The organism is Arthrobacter sp. AG258, assembly GCF_004364695.1.
Lineage (GTDB): Bacteria > Actinomycetota > Actinomycetes > Actinomycetales > Micrococcaceae > Arthrobacter.
This window is the reverse complement of record NZ_SOBI01000006.1, coordinates 33,843-48,387: the sequence shown is the minus strand read 5'-3', so window position 1 is coordinate 48,387 and position 14,545 is coordinate 33,843. Positions and strand designations below refer to the sequence as shown.

Here is a 14,545-nt window from a genome sequence, read left to right as displayed (position 1 = left end):
CCTACTGCCCAGGCTGGCGGCTTCCTAGAATGGCAGGTGTGATGCAGTCACCGGCTGCGCCCCGCCGCAGCGAAGTCCTGGCCGCACTGTCGCTCGCCATCGACCTGGGGCTGGGGCAGCCGATGGAGCACATGCTGCGTGCGTCCCTGCTGGCGCTGCGGATCGCCGGGGCGGCGGGCGTTGACGCCGCAGGCCAGGGCAGGATCTACTACGCCAACCAGCTGGCCTGGATCGGCTGCCACGCGGATTCCTTTGAACTGGCCGCGCTGTTCACGGACGATATCGGCTTCCGCGCCGACTACTACCGCCGGGACCAGCATGGCCTGCCCATGTACGCCGGCATGTTCAGCCACGCCGGCGCCGGCCTCCCGCCACTCCCCCGCCTCGCCCGCTGGACGCGTTTCGCCGCGACAGGCAGCGGAGCGGTACGCACCATGATTGCCTCGCACTGCGTCTCCGCCGGGGTGCTGGCCAGCAGTGTAGGGCTCGACGACGGCGTGGCAGGACTGCTCACCCACACCTTTGAGCGGTGGGACGGCAAAGGGCTGCCGGAGGGAGTGGCGGGGCCGGACATTCCATTAGAGATGCGGATTATGCATTTGGCCGATACCGCCGAGGTGTTCCTGCGGACGGAGGGCGTGGCCGGCGCGGTGGCCATGGTGCGGGCGCGCCGCGGGAGCCAGTTCGATCCGGCACTGGCCGGGCTGTTCATCGACCACGCCGAGGTTCTCACCGATGGACTTCTCGACGTCGACTGCTGGCAGGCGGCCCTGGACCTCGCCCCCAACGACGCTCCCTTGTCCGGCAGCCAGCTCGATACGGTGCTGCGCGCCATCGGCGACTTCGCAGACCTCAAGTCCCCCTACACTGCCGGACACTCCCGCGCGGTGGCGGCGCTGGCGGCCGCCGCCGGCGAGGAGCATGGGCTGCCGGCGGAGGACGTCAGGGAGCTCCGCCGCGCGGGATGGGTGCACGACCTGGGCCGGTTGGGGGTGTCCAACCAGGTGTGGGACAAGAAAGAGCCACTCTCCGCCCTGGAGCAGGAACGCATCCGCATGCACCCGTATCTGGGCGAACGGATCCTCAGCCGCGTGCCCGGGCTGAAGGGCGAGGCGGCTTTGACCGGCTCACACCACGAGCGGCTCGACGGATCCGGTTATCCGCGTGGGATTGGCGGAGCCGAGCTGGGGATCAAACAGCGAATCCTGGCGGCTGCTGACTCGTACCATGCCTCCGCGGAGCCACGCCCGCACCGGCCCGCACTGACGCCAGCTGATGCGGCGGCAAGGCTGCGGCAGGAAGTTTCGGCCGGGAGGCTCGCCGCCGGCGCTGTGGAGGCCGTGCTCGTGGCGGCCGGCCAGCAGCCCCGCCGACCGCATTCGGCCGCGGGCGGACTCACCCCCCGCGAAGTCGAAATCCTCGGGATGCTGTGCCGCGGCCTGACGCCGGCCCAGATCGCGGAGAGCCTCTTCCTTTCCCGGAAGACCGTCCGCAACCACGTGGAGCACATCTACACCAAGATCGGCGCCACCAACCGGGTGGGGGCCACGTTGTTCGCGATCAGGAATGGGCTGACCGAATAGGAGAGCCCAATTGGACCATTCCGCGCTGGCCCGGGACACATCCCTTATGACTACCGGCCCACCAGCCGCCACAATGACGTGACCTCGGCCGAGCGCGCCGCGAACAAGGGATCGTCGCGGTCCGAGGCCTTCGGATGCGTTGGCTTGGTGTCCAGCCGCTCCGTCACCGTCAGCCCGGCCGCTTCGATGGCGGCCAGCAGGTCCGCACGCGAGCGCAGGCCCAGGTGCTCGGCGAGGTCGGACAGAACCAACCAGCCCTCACCGCCCGGCTCCAGATGGCCGGGGAGCTCTGCCAGGAAGCGGAACAGCATCCTGCTTCCGGGGTCGTAGACGGCGCTGTCCAGGCTGGAATGCGGCGTGGCCGGGATCCAGGGCGGGTTGCACACGATCAGCGGTGCCCGTCCGGGCGGGAACATGTCGGTCAGCACTGCCTCGGCCCGGTCGTCGACTCCGAGGTTACGGAAGTTCTCCGCGGCGCAGGCAATGGCACGCGGTTCATTGTCCGTCGCCACCACGCGGCGGACGCCGCGGCGGGCGAGGACGGCGGCGAGCACTCCGGTGCCCGTTCCGACGTCGAACGCGAGCGTGTCCGCGGGCAGCGCGGCCGCTGCCACGAGATCCACATACTCGCTGCGGGTGGGAAAGAACGTACCGTAATGCGGGTGGATGCGGTCCTGCAGGGCATCGACGTAGACGCCGGTCCGCCGCCACTCGTGGGCGCCGATGGCCCCGACGAGCTCATGCAGGGACACCACGGACGCTTCGCCGATGTCTCCGTACGCTTCGGCTGCTGCTTCCCGAATATCCGGTGCACGGCGCAGCGGGACCACCGGGCCCGGATCGAGGGGAATCAGCACCAGGCCGAGAATGCGTGCGCGGTGCGAGGCGGACTGCCGGTGCCGGTAGAACTGCTCGGCAGGGGTTCCTGCGGTCTTCTTTCCGGCGCCTATCCGGCGGTCCAGGGCGTTGAGGATCTGCCGCGCGTTGTGGAAGTCTCCGTGCCAGAGCATCGCGATGCCCTGGGATGCCATGCGGTACGCCTCGTCGGCCGTGAGGGCGTCGTCCACCACCTCCACCCGCCCGGGCGCCGGCCTGCCGTTGGCCGACCGCCACCGCGCGGACATCCCGGTGCCGGCGTCCTGCCAGGTCACGTGCCCGGCCGCCGCGGCTGTGTTCAAAGGGGTGGGGTCAAAGGGCGGGACTTCCGCCGGAGCTGGGGTGCCAGTAGGGATGAAGTTCCATTCCAAGATGTTGGGTGCGATCGGATTCGGGCTGATTACAGCGGGGGTTCGACGACGTCGAAGGGGACGGTGCCAAGAGACCAGACCATCCGCCGGCAACAAACGCGGGATGAGTGAATGGAGGGCGCTGAAGCCCGGAACCTACTGTGTCAGGGTACAGGTAAAACATGCGGTTTCCCTCTGGACAAGAAATAGTCCGCGCACAGATAATCTTTGTATAGACCATCTTCCGAGGAGAACACCATGTGGGAATACGAGCACGGCATCGACACCAACGCCACGCCAGAGGCCATCTGGCGGCTCTGGTCCGACGTCGAGAACTGGGGCGCCTGGAACGGGGAGATCGAGAAGATCGAGATCAACGGCCCCTTCGCTGAAGGCACCCAGATCCTGATGGCGCCTCCGGGGGACGATCCGATCCCCTTGGTCATCGTCGAGGCGGTCGAAAACGAACGCTTCGTGGACGAGGCCCGCTTCGGCGGCCTGCTCCTGCACACCACCCACCGCATCGATCCAGCCGGCGAGGGCCGGAACCGCCTGGTGTACCGGATGGAGATCACGGGCGACGGCGCCGACGAGGCCGGCCCGCAGATCGGGCCCGGCATCACCGCCGACTGGCCGGAAACCATGGCCGCGCTGGTCAAGATGGCAGGCGGCTGATGCCACTCAACCCCGGCGAAAGCCCCGGATTCCTGCTCTGGCACGCCACGCTGCGCTGGCAGCGGGAGATCGCCGCAGCTCTCGCCCCGCTCGACCTCACCCATGTGCAGTTTGTGCTGCTCGCCTGCGCCTGGTGGCTCAACAACCAGGGCGAGCACCCGAACCAGCTGGCCCTCGCCCGGCAGGCGGGCACCGACGTCAAGATGGCCTCCCAGGTCCTGCGCGCCCTGGAAGCGAAGGGACTCATCGAGCGGGAAGTCGACCCGGCGGACACCCGGGCCAAACGGCTGCGCGTCACCGACGCCGGAGCCGAGCTGGCTCCCCGGGCCATCGCCGCCGTCGAACTCGCCGACGCCAAGTTCTTCGAACCGGTGTCCGTGGACGACGCCGTGTCCCTGCTCCGGCGCCTGGCCCGGCCCGGGCCGGGCACACCGCCAGCGGCCGGCGGTGACCGCACGGAACCCGAGGCACGGGCTACCTAAGGACGGCCGGCTCCGAATCTGCCGCGAGCAGCCCCAGGAGCGTGCCGGCGTCGGCCACGGATTCCAGGCCCAGCACCAGCTTGCTAATGGCTTTGACGCGGTCGCCAGGCAGCCTGGTGCCAGCCAGTCCCTCGAACTTGCCGATGGTCTCCTGGTCGCTGAGCCGGTTGGTGGCGGCCCCCTTTGCCTTGACCGCCTGCACCCCGAACGAGTCCGTATCCGTCTGCACGGTGAGGAAGGGTTCGGCCGATCCGCCGTGCTGCTCCGGGTCCACTTCCACGTGGATGCGGCCCATCAGCTCCCTCAGCCGGGGATCGTTCCGGCCCTGTTCCGCCACCTCGTCCAGTCCCACGGTGCCGTGCATCAGCGCGGCGGCGAGCGCGAACTGCATGCTCAGCTGGGTCGAGACGAGGGAACGGACATCGGCGGTGCCGCACATGTCCGCGATGAGGGCGCTGGTCCGCACCGTGATTTTCTGCGTTGCCTCCGCGGTGATCCCCCGGTCACGGAGCTCCAGGATCGCGTCGATGGCCGAGTGGGTGCTCCGGCAGGTGGCGTACGGCTTGATGGACGCGCGCTGGACCTGCCAGTCCTCCCCCAGGGTGTCAAAGAGCCGTGACTCCTGGACGTCGCCCGGCTGGCCGTAGAGCTTGAGGAAGCTGCCCCACGGAGCGGAGAACACATCCCGCGGCCCCGTGAATCCGGCCTTGGCCAGCAGCGCACTGTTCAGCCCGGCTTCGGCCGCGCGCCCCACATGCATGCGCTTGGACATGGCCCCGTCCCCGATGAACGCCCAGGTGCCGCCGGTGAAGGAGCCGGCCAGGCCGATGGCGGACACCAGTTGCGGCGCATCAAGCCCCAGGACCACGCCCGCCGCCACCGCGGCCGCGAACGTGCCGGTCACCCCCGTGGAGTGCCAGCCCTGGTTGTTCACCGGGTCGTAGCCGCCCAGGGCGTCCTGCACCCGGCGGCCCACCTCATACCCGCTGACGACGGCGTGAAGGAGCCTTCCGCCGTCAACTCCCGTGCCGCCGTCGTCCGCTCCGCCCGCGGAACCGCCGGCCCGGACGGCCAGGGCGGCGAGCGCAGCCGGAACCACCACGGCTCCGGAATGGTCGCACCCGCCGGAATCGTCCAGCTCAAACGCGTGGCACGCCACGCCGTTGACGAAGGCGGCCGCCAGCGGCGGCAGCCCGGCGGGCGTGCCCCACACCGGCGAGCCCGTTCCGGGCGACGGGGTTCCGTGCGCTGCGGCGAGCGCCGACCTGCTGAGGAGGACTTCCCGCGACGCCGCCCCGGCAATGCCTGCGCCCAGGGTGTCCAACAGGTGGAGTTTCGCCCGCTGCAGGACCTCGGGAGGGATGTCCTCCGGCCGCAATGCCGTGAGAAACTCCGCTATGCGTTCTGATGCTGTCCGCTCTGGGCTCATGCCGGGGTGCCTCCACGTGTGAGGGAATGGAAGATTTCTGCCGGGTGCGAAGGGCTGTTGGGCGCGGCGGTGTCCCGCCACCACCGGGCCACGTCCCCGCCGGTGGCGTGCCAGACGTCGCCGTACGAGTGGACGTGGTCCAGGAACGCCCGGAGCATCCCGATCCGCCCGGGAGTGGCGATGATCTCCGGATGCAGGGTCAGGACGAAGCAGAGTCCTTCGGCGCGGTAGGCCTCGAATTCCAGGATCCAGTTGCGCAGCACCTCCCGGCTGGACGCGATCCGCGGGCTGCCCTTGGGGATGGGCGGGTCCAGGTTGAAGACGAAATAGGGAAAGTCGTCCAGTTCATGGTGCCGTGGCACCTCCACCAGTCCTGCAGCGCGGCCGGCATGGAAATGGGGCAGGTCGTCGCCGTGCCACGAGGAGGACCAGGTGAACCCCAGGTCCAGCAGGTCACCGGGCAGGCCGTGCGCCATGGATCCGCGGCCCGCCCGGAAGCCCTGCGGCCGCACGCCAAGGAGCGCCTCGAAAGCGTCCTGGCCCCGGCCGATGCTGTCCAGTTGTTCCGGCAGCGGCTGCAGCCCCATGTCCTCCAGCGCCCAGCCCATGTTGGCAAGTTCGTGCCCGGCCGCCGCCACGGCTTCAACCTGGCGCGGGTAGGTGCCGAGGTTGGCCCCGGGAATGAACCAGCTCGCAGTGGTGCCCGTGCGCCCGAGCTCCGCCAGGAGCCGGTCCACGCCGCGGGTGGCGCCGTACTGGCCAACGGACAGGCTTTTGGTGCGGTCGACGGCGTCCGGTGCCGCCGCGAGCACCGACAGTTCCGCTTCAAATGCCACGGTGACCACGAAGGCGCACCGGTTCGCCCCGGGCCAGCGCCCCGCCGGCGGTTCCTGCGTGAACGTCATGCTGCCTGCTCCGTTCCGTGCTGTTGCTGCCACCAGGTGGCGATCTCCGCGCACGTGCCGAACCACACGCCGTCGGCCTCTTTCATGTGCTGGATCCAGCGGTCCAGGAGCGCTGCCCGGCCGGGCTTCCCCACCACCTTCGGATGGAAGATGGTGGAAAGGCACAGCCCCTCGGCGTGGTACCCGTCAAACTCCCTGGTCCAGTTGTCCAGGGTGGGCTCGTAGCCGGCGATCCGGTCACCGCCGGAGGGCCAGTCCGGGTTGGTGGTGTAGGCCAGGGAGGCGTAATCGTCCATGTCTGACCTGGCCGGGATCTCGATAAGCTTCCCGCCGGCATGGAGGTAGGGCCGGTCATCGCCCCGCATGGAGCTGGAGTAAAGGAAGCCCATCTCCGCGAGCAGGGCGGGGGTCTGGGGACGCCAGTCACCGGAGGGGGTGCGGAAACCGACGGCCGTAGTGCCCAGGACGTCCTGGAAGATCCGCTGGCTGGTCTCGACCACCTGGCGCTGTTCGTCAGTGCTGAGGTCCCAGTACTTTTCATGTTTATAGCCGTGGTGTGCTACTTCGTGGCCGTGCTCCACGATCCGCCGGCACTGTTCGGGCCAGGTTTCCACCACCCAGGCGGGAGTAAAAAAAGTTGCCGGGACCTGGTGGGCGTCCAGGAGCCGGAGGATCCGGTCCAGGGCCCGCCACGGTCCGTAGGCACCTTGGCTGAAATACTCCGGCCGGGTCCAGATGGTGCCTTTCAACATGGCATCGCCGGTGGGACCGTCAAGATCGAAGGCCAGGGCGACGGCGCTGCGGTTGCCTTCCGGCCACCGCACCGCCGCCCCCGCCTCCATGGACTGCTGGCTCACTTAACCCCGTTGATCTCGGGCTTCATGGCGCCGTAGCCGATGCCCCACTTGTCCAGGATCTTCTGGTAGTCACCGCTGTCCGTGACCTTGGTCAGGGCATCCTTGACCGCGTTGGCCAGCTGGGTGTTGTCCTTCTGCATCAGGATGCCGAAGGGCTTGGCCGGCAGCGGATCGAGCACGGCCGCGTACTTTCCGGGATCGGTCTTGTCGAAGTAGGCGAGGTTCTCGGCACCCTGGGCGGCCAGGTCCACGCGGCCCTGGTCGATCTGCAACCGCGCGGCCGCGCCGGAGTCCGTGGGCAGGATGCTCAGTTCCGGAAGGCCCTTGTCCGTGCAGATGGTCTTGCTCAGGGTTTTCACCTGTTCGAAGTAATCGGTCTTGCCGCTTACCGCGAGGGTCTTGCCGCAGAGATCGCTCTCCTGCTTGAACTCACCTGCCCGGGTGCCCGAAGTGTACAGGCGGCCCTGGGACTTGAAGTAGTCAACGAAGTCGGCCGTCTTCTGCCGTTCCACGGTGTCCGAGATGCCGGACATGACCAAGTCCACGCGGCCGGTCTGGACGGAGTTGATCAGCTGGTCAAAGGGAGATTCCACCACTTCGACCTGAACCCCGAGCGCCTCGCCCAGCTTTTGCTGCAGCTCGATGTCCACGCCTGCCAGCTTCTTGTCGGAGTCGCGGAATTCCATGGGCGGGAAGTCCGGGGACAGGCCGATCCTGATCTTCCCGGCGTCCTTGATGGCCTGGGGCAGGCCGGTGCTGCCGGCGCTGGTGTCCGCGGTGGTTTCGGCGCCGCCGACGCAGCCGGTGAGGCCGAACGCTGCAACTGCCGTGATGGCCGCAACGCGGGCGGCCGTGGTGAACTTCTTCATGGATGGCTCCAAAGGGGTTGGGGTGATGTTTAGAAGACGCGGGAAAGGAAGGCTTTGGTCCGCTCGTGCTGCGGGTTGCCCAGGACCTCGGCCGGAGGACCGATTTCGACGATTTCGCCGCCGTGCATGAACGCCACACGGTCGGCCACTTCCTTGGCAAAGCCAATCTCGTGGGTCACCACGATCATGGTGAGGCCGGACTTTGCCAGGTCCTTCATGACGTCCAGCACTTCGCCCACCAGTTCGGGGTCCAGTGCCGACGTCGGTTCGTCAAACAGGATCAGCTCGGGTTTCATGGCCAGGGCCCTGGCGATCGCCACGCGCTGCTGCTGGCCGCCGGAGAGCTGCCGCGGGTAGGACCCTTCGCGTCCTTCCAGGCCCACCCGGGCCAGCAGTTCGGAGGCGTGCCGTTTGGCCTCGGCCGGTTTGACCTTGTTGACGAGGACCGGGCCTTCGATGATGTTTTCCAGCACGGTCATGTGTGGGAAGAGGTTGAACCGCTGGAACACCATGCCGATGGACCGGCGCTGGCGGGCGGCTTCCTTGTCGGAGAGCTCAAAGAGGCGGTTGCCGTCCTGGCGGTAACCCACCACCTTGTCCCCCACCCAGATCCGCCCGTTGGACAGCGTTTCCAAGTGGTTGATGCAGCGCAGGAAGGTGCTCTTTCCGGACCCTGAAGCACCGAGCAGGCAGACCACCTCGCCGCTGTTGACCTCGAGGTTGATGCCCTTGAGGACCTCGTTGAGGCCAAAACTCTTGTGGACGTTTTCGGCGCGGACCAGAACGTTGGTGGTCATGACTGTGCCTTCCTTTTGGTACCGAAAATGCTCGACAGCCGCTGGAGGGGCGTCATGGGCAGCTGGCGGCTTGACGATCCCTTGGCGAAGAACCGTTCCAGGTAGAACTGCCCGATGCTCAGGATGGACACGGCGCCCAGGTACCAGACGGCGCAGACGATCAGGAGCTCCATGATCCGGTTGTTGACGTAGTAGATGTGCTGGGCCTCGGAAAGGATCTCGCTCACGCCGATCGCGGAAGCCAGCGATGTGGTCTTCAGCATCCCGATGACCTCGTTGCCCACGGGCGGGATGATGACCCGCATGGCCTGCGGCAGGACGATCCGCCGCATGGCCTGCAGCCGCGTCATCCCGACAGCCTGCGCGGCCTCCAATTGCCCCTCATCAACGGAGAGGATGCCGCCGCGGACCACCTCGGAGGTGTAGGCGCCCTGGTTCAGCCCCAGGCCGATGGAGGCGGCGACGAAGGGGGTCAGGATGTCGATCATGCGGCCCGAGTAGAGCCCCGGGATGCCGATCACCGGGAAAATGAGGGCCAGGTTGAACCACATCAACAGCTGCAGGTACACCGGGGTGCCTCGGAAGACCCAGATGTAGAGCCACGCAACGCCAGAGACCACCGGGTTCTTCGACAGGCGCATCACGGCGGTGACCACGCCAAGAACCAGTCCGATCGCCATGGCGACGGCGGTAAGGATTAGGGCTACTCCGATTCCCTGGATCAGGACGGGAACGGCCAGGTATTCCTGCACGGTGGGCCAGTTGATCTTGGCCCGTGAGAAGGAGACGGCCAGCCAGACCAGGAGCAGCACCACGGCCGCAGCACCAATCCACCTCCCGATATGCCGGCGCGGGACGATTTTCAGATCTGCCGCTGCAGTGCCTGTGATGCTGGGCGCTGGTTGAGTCTTCATGGCGTTTTCCTGATCGTGGAGGGTTTTAAGGTCGCCGCGGGGACCGGCGTTGGTGGGCGCCACGGGTCAGCCCGCTGCGCCGGACGGGACGCGAAGCCCCTGGTAGTCGGCCGCCCAGCTTCGTGCCTGGTCAAGCTTCGCCCGGAGACGCGTCAGTTGTTCGGCGACTCGTTCCGGGGCGGTACCGCCAAACCCGGAGTGGGCCGCGAGGGCAGCTTCAAGGGTGAGGACCTCCCTGATATCCGGCGTCAGCCGCGAATCCACGGCAGCGAGCTGTTCGTCAGTGAGGTCGTCGTACTCCAGGCCGTGTGACTCGCAGAACCGCACCAGCGCTCCGGAAATCTCGTGCGCCTCGCTGAACGGAATTCCCTGCCGCGCCAGCCAGTCGGCAACCTCGGTGGCCAGGGTGTAGCCGGCGGTTGCCTGCCGGCGGACCTCCTCGACGTTGACCGAGAACGTCCGTACCAGGCCGGACAGGGCGGGCAGGGCGACCTCGATGGTCTCGACCGCGTCGATGACCGCGTTCTTGTCCTCGGCAAGGTCGCGGTTGTAGGCGAGCGGCAGCGACTTGACCGAAGCCATCAGCCCCATGAGGTCCCCCAGGACCCGGCCGGCCTTGCCCCTGGCGAGTTCGGCGATGTCCGGATTCTTCTTCTGCGGCATGATCGAGCTGCCTGTGCAGTAGGCATCGTCCATGGTGATCCAACGGAACTGCTGGGACGCCCAGGAGATGATCTCCTCGCAGAGCCGGGAGATATCGATGAGCGTCAGGGAGCAGACGAACAGGAACTCGATGGCGGCATCGCGGCTTCCCACGGCATCGATCGAGTTTTCCGCGCTCGAATCGTAGCCCTGGTCCAGGGCTGCGAGTTCCGGAGACAGGGCGAAGGTGGATCCGGCCAGCGCTGCCGCGCCCAGGGGCGAGACGGCTGCCCTGCGGTCCCAGTCCCGGAACCGGTCCAGGTCCCGGACCAGGGGTTGGGCGTGGGCCAGCAGCTGGTGCGCGAACACAACGGGCTGCGCCGACTGCAGGTGGGTGAATCCCGGGACCGGAGTGTGGAGGTGCCGGTCTGCCTGGGAGGCCAGTGCCCCGGCCAGTTCCACCAGGAGGTCGGCGATCAGCCGGACCTTGTCCCGCATGTAGAGCCGGAGGTCGTTGGCGGCCTGGTCATTGCGGGAGCGGCCGGCGCGGATCTTTCCGCCCACCGGACCCATGCGTTCGATCAGCAGCCGCTCCAGAAACGTGTGGACGTCCTCGTCCGCTTCCTGCGGGTGGACCAGGTCCGCTTCAATGTCCCTGGCCAGGAGATCGATCGTGTCGAGGAACAGCGCGAGTTCGGCGTCATCGATGAGGCCCGACCGGTTGAGTTCGCGCACGTGGGCCCGGGAACCATGCAGGTCGTAGGGGGCCATCCGGAAGTAGCGCGGATCGGACCGTGAGAAGCGGGAGAGTTCGGGACTGGAGGCACCAGCAAACCGGCCGCCCCACAGCTTTGTCTGTTCTTGCATATGCGTCTAGCTCCTTGGGAAGACTGCCCGGGAAGTGATCCGTATCACTTCGTGCAACGAAAGTATTTCTGGGGTAAACCCTAACTGTCAATGATTTCCGCTTTGTTTCGCTGCTATTAATTTGATGACACCGATTTTGTGACACCGGTTTCAGAAGATAAATCATTGTGGCTGAGACACCGGTATCCTGACCACTCCTCCGCTCCAGGTGACCGGAAAACTTGGTGTTTGTTACGGGTCCGGAAGGCGCGTCGAAGCACCAGGGCACACTGAACGAACAGGACGCCACGCGGCGCAGAGCCCCCGGAGGAACTGCCCTGCCGTTACGCGCCTGCGGGAATTTTCGCCACGGAGCCACGCTCCGTGAACGTGGCCGGCAGCAGATGGTCCCTCTGGTCCGGACCCGAGTGCTCGATCCGGCCAACCAGGACCTCCGCCGCCTTCAGCCCCAACTCATAAGCGGGCAAGGCAAAAGCCGTCACCTCGGGGCTGCTGACGGTCATCCACTCAGCGTCGTCCAGGCATACCAGGGAGATGTCCCGGGGAACCTCCATGCCTGCCTCCCGGATGGCTTGGAACGCCGGCAGCGCCAGGCGGCTGTAGGAAGCAATGACGGCGCTGGGCCGGTCAGGGCGGCGGAGGAGGGAGGCAACAATCTCATGGGCCCGCTCCGGGGACATGGCGTCGGAGATGAACTCATACCGGATCCCCGCGGCCCGGGCCACCGTGCGGACGGCGCGCACCCTGTCCGCAATGGTGGAAATGGGGAGCGGATGCCCGGATTCCAGCTCCGCCGGCGTCTTTGTGGTGGCCGAAAGGAACACGATGTTCGTGTGGCCGCGGCCGATGAGGTACTCCATGACCGCAGTGGCGTCGGCATAGCAGTCAGTCCCCACCCAGTCGGCTTCCACGTTGTCCGGGCGCCGGTCAAAAAGGACCAGCGGCCGGCCCATCCGCACCACGTCCAGTAAATGCGCGGAGTCGCTTCGACTCGTGGAGGCTACGATCAGCCCATCCACCCGCTTGTCCAGGAACACCTGGACGGCTGCCCGTTCGGCGTCCAGGTTCTCATCCGTATTGGCCAGGATGACGTCGAACCCGGCTGCCTTCGCGGCATCGGTCATGCCCCGGACGGCTTTGGCGAAGTGGGGATTCTCAATGTCGCTGATGACCACCCCAATGGTGTGCGAACGTCCGGAGCTCACGCTCCGGGCCAAGGCGTTCCCCCGGTAACCCAACGCTTCGGCAGCAGCCGCCACCATCGACTGCAGCTCATGGCTTACCGAGCCGTAGCCGCCGAGCGCCCTGGCCGCGGTGGACCGGGAGACGCCGGCCATGCGCGCGACATCCAGCAAGGTAGCGCTGCCATACCGTCGAGATTCCATTCAAGAAATTTACCCCAGAATTTTCGACCGGATGGAAAAGGGGTCTATTGACACCGGTTTCATTGACATGTTTCGCAGCAGTTGTCAGCTCTTCTCCGGGAAGCGCTGGCCTCCCGCCGTGGCCCAGCTCCGGCCGCCCACGCTCCGGCCGGCCGAGGCCCGGCACGTACTGGGCGATCTCAAGATTCGCGCAATTAATCCCCGTCATGGATAAATCCCCTTCCCCGCCACAGCACAGGTCCCTATGGTGTTCAGACAAGCTCGCCCAAGGGGGTCCCTCTTGAAATTCACGGATGAATCTTCAGGCACAAGCTGCAACGCATCGGATGCGGCAGAGCACGCAGGCACAGCCAAACCAGCGGTGTCCAAGGAGCAGCGACCGGCGGCACCGGCAGCCCACCGGCGGCCTGTCCCTGCTCCCCCACGCACCAAGCTCACACCCATCCAAGGCCAGCCTTCCCGGGCAAGGAACCGGGAGCATGAGGTGCGGCGCCTGATCCACGATCTCGCCGCCCTCGCGTCAAGGCAGTGCCCGCAGTAGTTACCAGCCCGGCACCCCGGACTGGGAGCCGGGCCTAGTCCAGCGACCAGGCCGCGGGGGCCTCGGCCACGCCGGTTTTCCTGCGCCGCCTGAGCACCACCACAAGGAGCGCAGCACTGGCGAGGAGCCCAACACCCGCCACAGCGGCAACTGCCGCAACGGGCACGTTGAAGGACGCCTTGGCAACAATCGCACCGTCTGACGCGCCGCCGTCGGCCGCTGCTTCCGCTGGCTCGTCCCCACCCGTGGCGGGGGCCGCAACGGCGCCGGCCTGTCCGGCGTCGAGCACTGTCAGCGATCTGCTCCGCCTGTTGACCACCACCACGGACCCGTCAGCCCGCTGGGCCATGCGGCCCGGATCATCGCCGGCGGCAACCGTCTGCGCGGCGGCAGCACCGGCCGGGATGACGGACACAGTATCGTCCATGCTGTTGGTCACGTACACGGTCCCGTCCGCGGCGGCCAGGACCTCCTGCGGCGCCTGGCCTACGGGGATCCGCCGCGCCACCGTGGTCCCGCCCGGCTCGATCACCGCCACATCGGCGGTCATGATGTTGGCAACGTAGACGGTCCCGTCCGGCCCGACGGCAATCCCGTGCGGGTGGGCCTCGGCTTGCACGTCGATGGTGTGCGACGGCCACGGCGCACCGGCCGGAATCACGGTCACGGTGCCTGCGGCTTCGTTAACGGCGTAGGCTGTCCCGTCCTTGGCCACCGCCAGCCTCACCGGATGCGGGCCGGCCTGGATGGTCCGCTGGACCCACGCGTCGCCCGGCTTGACGACTGACACCGAGTGCTCGTCCGGATTCACCACATACAGCGATCCCTCCGGGCCCACGGTCAGCCAGTGGGTCCCGGAAGACACCTTCATCACCAGGGAAACCTCGCCGGCGCCCGGGGCAACGACGCCGATCTGGGACTGGGCGCCCTCGCTTTGGGACACGTACAGGGTCCCGTCGGCGGTCACCGCCAGCGAGGTAGGGCCGCGCCCGGTCTTGATGGTGCGGGACGGTGCGGTCTCCCCGGGCGCGTAGGCGTTGACAACCCCGGCATAGGCGTCGTCGCTGACGTACAGGGTGCCGTCCGGCCCGGTGGCGATGCCCAGGGGCTGGCCGACGGCGTCAAGCGACTTGGCGTCGTCGGCGGCGGCAGGCGGAGGCACGACGGCGGAGGCCAGGACCAGCGTGGCGCCGGCCAGCAGTGCCATCCCGGCAGAAGAGACCGCGCCGGCGGCACGGCGAAGCGGCTGATGGATCACGATATTCCCCCATATTCCTGCCGACCCCCGCGGCAGTCCTCCGATCCTACCTACGCGGCGCAGCAGACTCAGTGGCGGGCCGCACCCCCATCAGGAAGCCTTGCCACACGGACCG

Annotated in this window: 13 protein-coding genes; 3 read left to right on the top strand and 10 right to left on the bottom strand. The window is 67.4% G+C overall.

All coding sequences use genetic code 11. The annotated features are described in order from the left end of the window. The first annotated feature begins 41 nt into the window (after positions 1–41). Entirely contained in the window at positions 42–1,583 is a 1,542-nt protein-coding gene (locus DFO47_RS13790) for an HD domain-containing phosphohydrolase (protein WP_133832183.1), read from the top strand. Between the two features lie 50 nt (positions 1,584–1,633). Here DFO47_RS13790 and DFO47_RS13785 read toward each other — a convergent pair whose 3' ends face one another. Beyond that, positions 1,634–2,707 carry a class I SAM-dependent methyltransferase gene (locus DFO47_RS13785; protein ID WP_133832182.1) on the bottom strand — a complete coding sequence of 358 codons (1,074 nt, stop codon included), beginning with the start codon at positions 2,705–2,707 and terminating at the stop codon, positions 1,634–1,636. Between the two features lie 360 nt (positions 2,708–3,067). Here DFO47_RS13785 and DFO47_RS13780 point away from each other — a divergent pair, with 360 nt between their 5' ends. Together DFO47_RS13780 and DFO47_RS13775 are read left to right on the top strand one after the other, a co-directional pair. Continuing rightward, positions 3,068–3,484 (top strand): SRPBCC family protein, encoded by a 417-nt coding sequence (locus DFO47_RS13780; RefSeq protein WP_133832011.1) that lies wholly within the window; start codon positions 3,068–3,070, stop codon positions 3,482–3,484. Then, positions 3,484–3,966, top strand: a complete 483-nt coding sequence (locus tag DFO47_RS13775; protein WP_133832010.1) for a MarR family winged helix-turn-helix transcriptional regulator — start codon at positions 3,484–3,486, stop codon at positions 3,964–3,966. The genes DFO47_RS13780 and DFO47_RS13775 overlap by 1 nt, the downstream gene beginning before the upstream one ends. Here the strand turns inward: DFO47_RS13775 and DFO47_RS13770 are convergent. From DFO47_RS13770 to DFO47_RS13730, 9 genes are all read right to left on the bottom strand, one after another. Further along, positions 3,959–5,395: an MmgE/PrpD family protein gene (locus DFO47_RS13770; protein WP_133832009.1), complete on the bottom strand. Its 1,437-nt coding sequence runs from the start codon at positions 5,393–5,395 to the stop codon at positions 3,959–3,961. The two genes, DFO47_RS13775 and DFO47_RS13770, sit on opposite strands and share 8 nt — an antisense overlap. Continuing rightward, a complete protein-coding gene (locus tag DFO47_RS13765; RefSeq protein WP_133832008.1) occupies positions 5,392–6,300 on the bottom strand; it encodes a polysaccharide deacetylase in 909 nt (302 codons plus the stop codon). Before DFO47_RS13765 ends, DFO47_RS13770 begins: the two co-directional genes overlap by 4 nt. Then, positions 6,297–7,157, bottom strand: a complete 861-nt coding sequence (locus DFO47_RS13760; protein ID WP_208294406.1) for a polysaccharide deacetylase — start codon at positions 7,155–7,157, stop codon at positions 6,297–6,299. Before DFO47_RS13760 ends, DFO47_RS13765 begins: the two co-directional genes overlap by 4 nt. After that, entirely contained in the window at positions 7,154–8,026 is an 873-nt protein-coding gene (locus tag DFO47_RS13755; RefSeq protein ID WP_018762061.1) for an ABC transporter substrate-binding protein, read from the bottom strand. Before DFO47_RS13755 ends, DFO47_RS13760 begins: the two co-directional genes overlap by 4 nt. Before the next feature lie 29 nt (positions 8,027–8,055). Continuing rightward, positions 8,056–8,823: an amino acid ABC transporter ATP-binding protein gene (locus DFO47_RS13750; protein ID WP_018762062.1), complete on the bottom strand. Its 768-nt coding sequence runs from the start codon at positions 8,821–8,823 to the stop codon at positions 8,056–8,058. After that, the gene (locus DFO47_RS13745) at positions 8,820–9,737 is read right to left on the bottom strand and encodes an amino acid ABC transporter permease (protein WP_133832007.1); all 918 of its coding nucleotides are present in this window, start codon (positions 9,735–9,737) and stop codon (positions 8,820–8,822) included. Before DFO47_RS13745 ends, DFO47_RS13750 begins: the two co-directional genes overlap by 4 nt. A 66-nt stretch (positions 9,738–9,803) precedes the next feature. Then, positions 9,804–11,246: an argininosuccinate lyase gene (gene argH / locus DFO47_RS13740; RefSeq protein WP_133832006.1), complete on the bottom strand. Its 1,443-nt coding sequence runs from the start codon at positions 11,244–11,246 to the stop codon at positions 9,804–9,806. A 323-nt stretch (positions 11,247–11,569) separates the two neighbouring features. Continuing rightward, positions 11,570–12,631, bottom strand: coding sequence for a LacI family DNA-binding transcriptional regulator (locus DFO47_RS13735; protein ID WP_133832005.1), 1,062 nt, complete (start codon positions 12,629–12,631; stop codon positions 11,570–11,572). A gap of 575 nt (positions 12,632–13,206) precedes the next feature. Beyond that, complete coding sequence (locus DFO47_RS13730) at positions 13,207–14,430, bottom strand: hypothetical protein (RefSeq protein WP_133832004.1); 1,224 nt, start codon at positions 14,428–14,430, stop codon at positions 13,207–13,209. Positions 14,431–14,545: the final 115 nt, after the last annotated feature.

What these genes read in the sequence shown, in the direction of transcription:
- DFO47_RS13790 (WP_133832183.1), top strand. Translation starts at nt 42, where the DNA reads ATGCAGTCACCGGCTGCGCCCCGCCGCAGCGAAGTCCTGGCCGCACTG.
- DFO47_RS13785 (WP_133832182.1), bottom strand. Translation starts at nt 2,707, where the DNA reads ATGTCCGCGCGGTGGCGGTCGGCCAACGGCAGGCCGGCGCCCGGGCGG.
- DFO47_RS13780 (WP_133832011.1), top strand. Translation starts at nt 3,068, where the DNA reads ATGTGGGAATACGAGCACGGCATCGACACCAACGCCACGCCAGAGGCC.
- DFO47_RS13775 (WP_133832010.1), top strand. Translation starts at nt 3,484, where the DNA reads ATGCCACTCAACCCCGGCGAAAGCCCCGGATTCCTGCTCTGGCACGCC.
- DFO47_RS13770 (WP_133832009.1), bottom strand. Translation starts at nt 5,395, where the DNA reads ATGAGCCCAGAGCGGACAGCATCAGAACGCATAGCGGAGTTTCTCACG.
- DFO47_RS13765 (WP_133832008.1), bottom strand. Translation starts at nt 6,300, where the DNA reads ATGACGTTCACGCAGGAACCGCCGGCGGGGCGCTGGCCCGGGGCGAAC.
- DFO47_RS13755 (WP_018762061.1), bottom strand. Translation starts at nt 8,026, where the DNA reads ATGAAGAAGTTCACCACGGCCGCCCGCGTTGCGGCCATCACGGCAGTT.
- DFO47_RS13750 (WP_018762062.1), bottom strand. Translation starts at nt 8,823, where the DNA reads ATGACCACCAACGTTCTGGTCCGCGCCGAAAACGTCCACAAGAGTTTT.
- DFO47_RS13745 (WP_133832007.1), bottom strand. Translation starts at nt 9,737, where the DNA reads ATGAAGACTCAACCAGCGCCCAGCATCACAGGCACTGCAGCGGCAGAT.
- argH (WP_133832006.1), bottom strand. Translation starts at nt 11,246, where the DNA reads ATGCAAGAACAGACAAAGCTGTGGGGCGGCCGGTTTGCTGGTGCCTCC.
- DFO47_RS13735 (WP_133832005.1), bottom strand. Translation starts at nt 12,631, where the DNA reads ATGGAATCTCGACGGTATGGCAGCGCTACCTTGCTGGATGTCGCGCGC.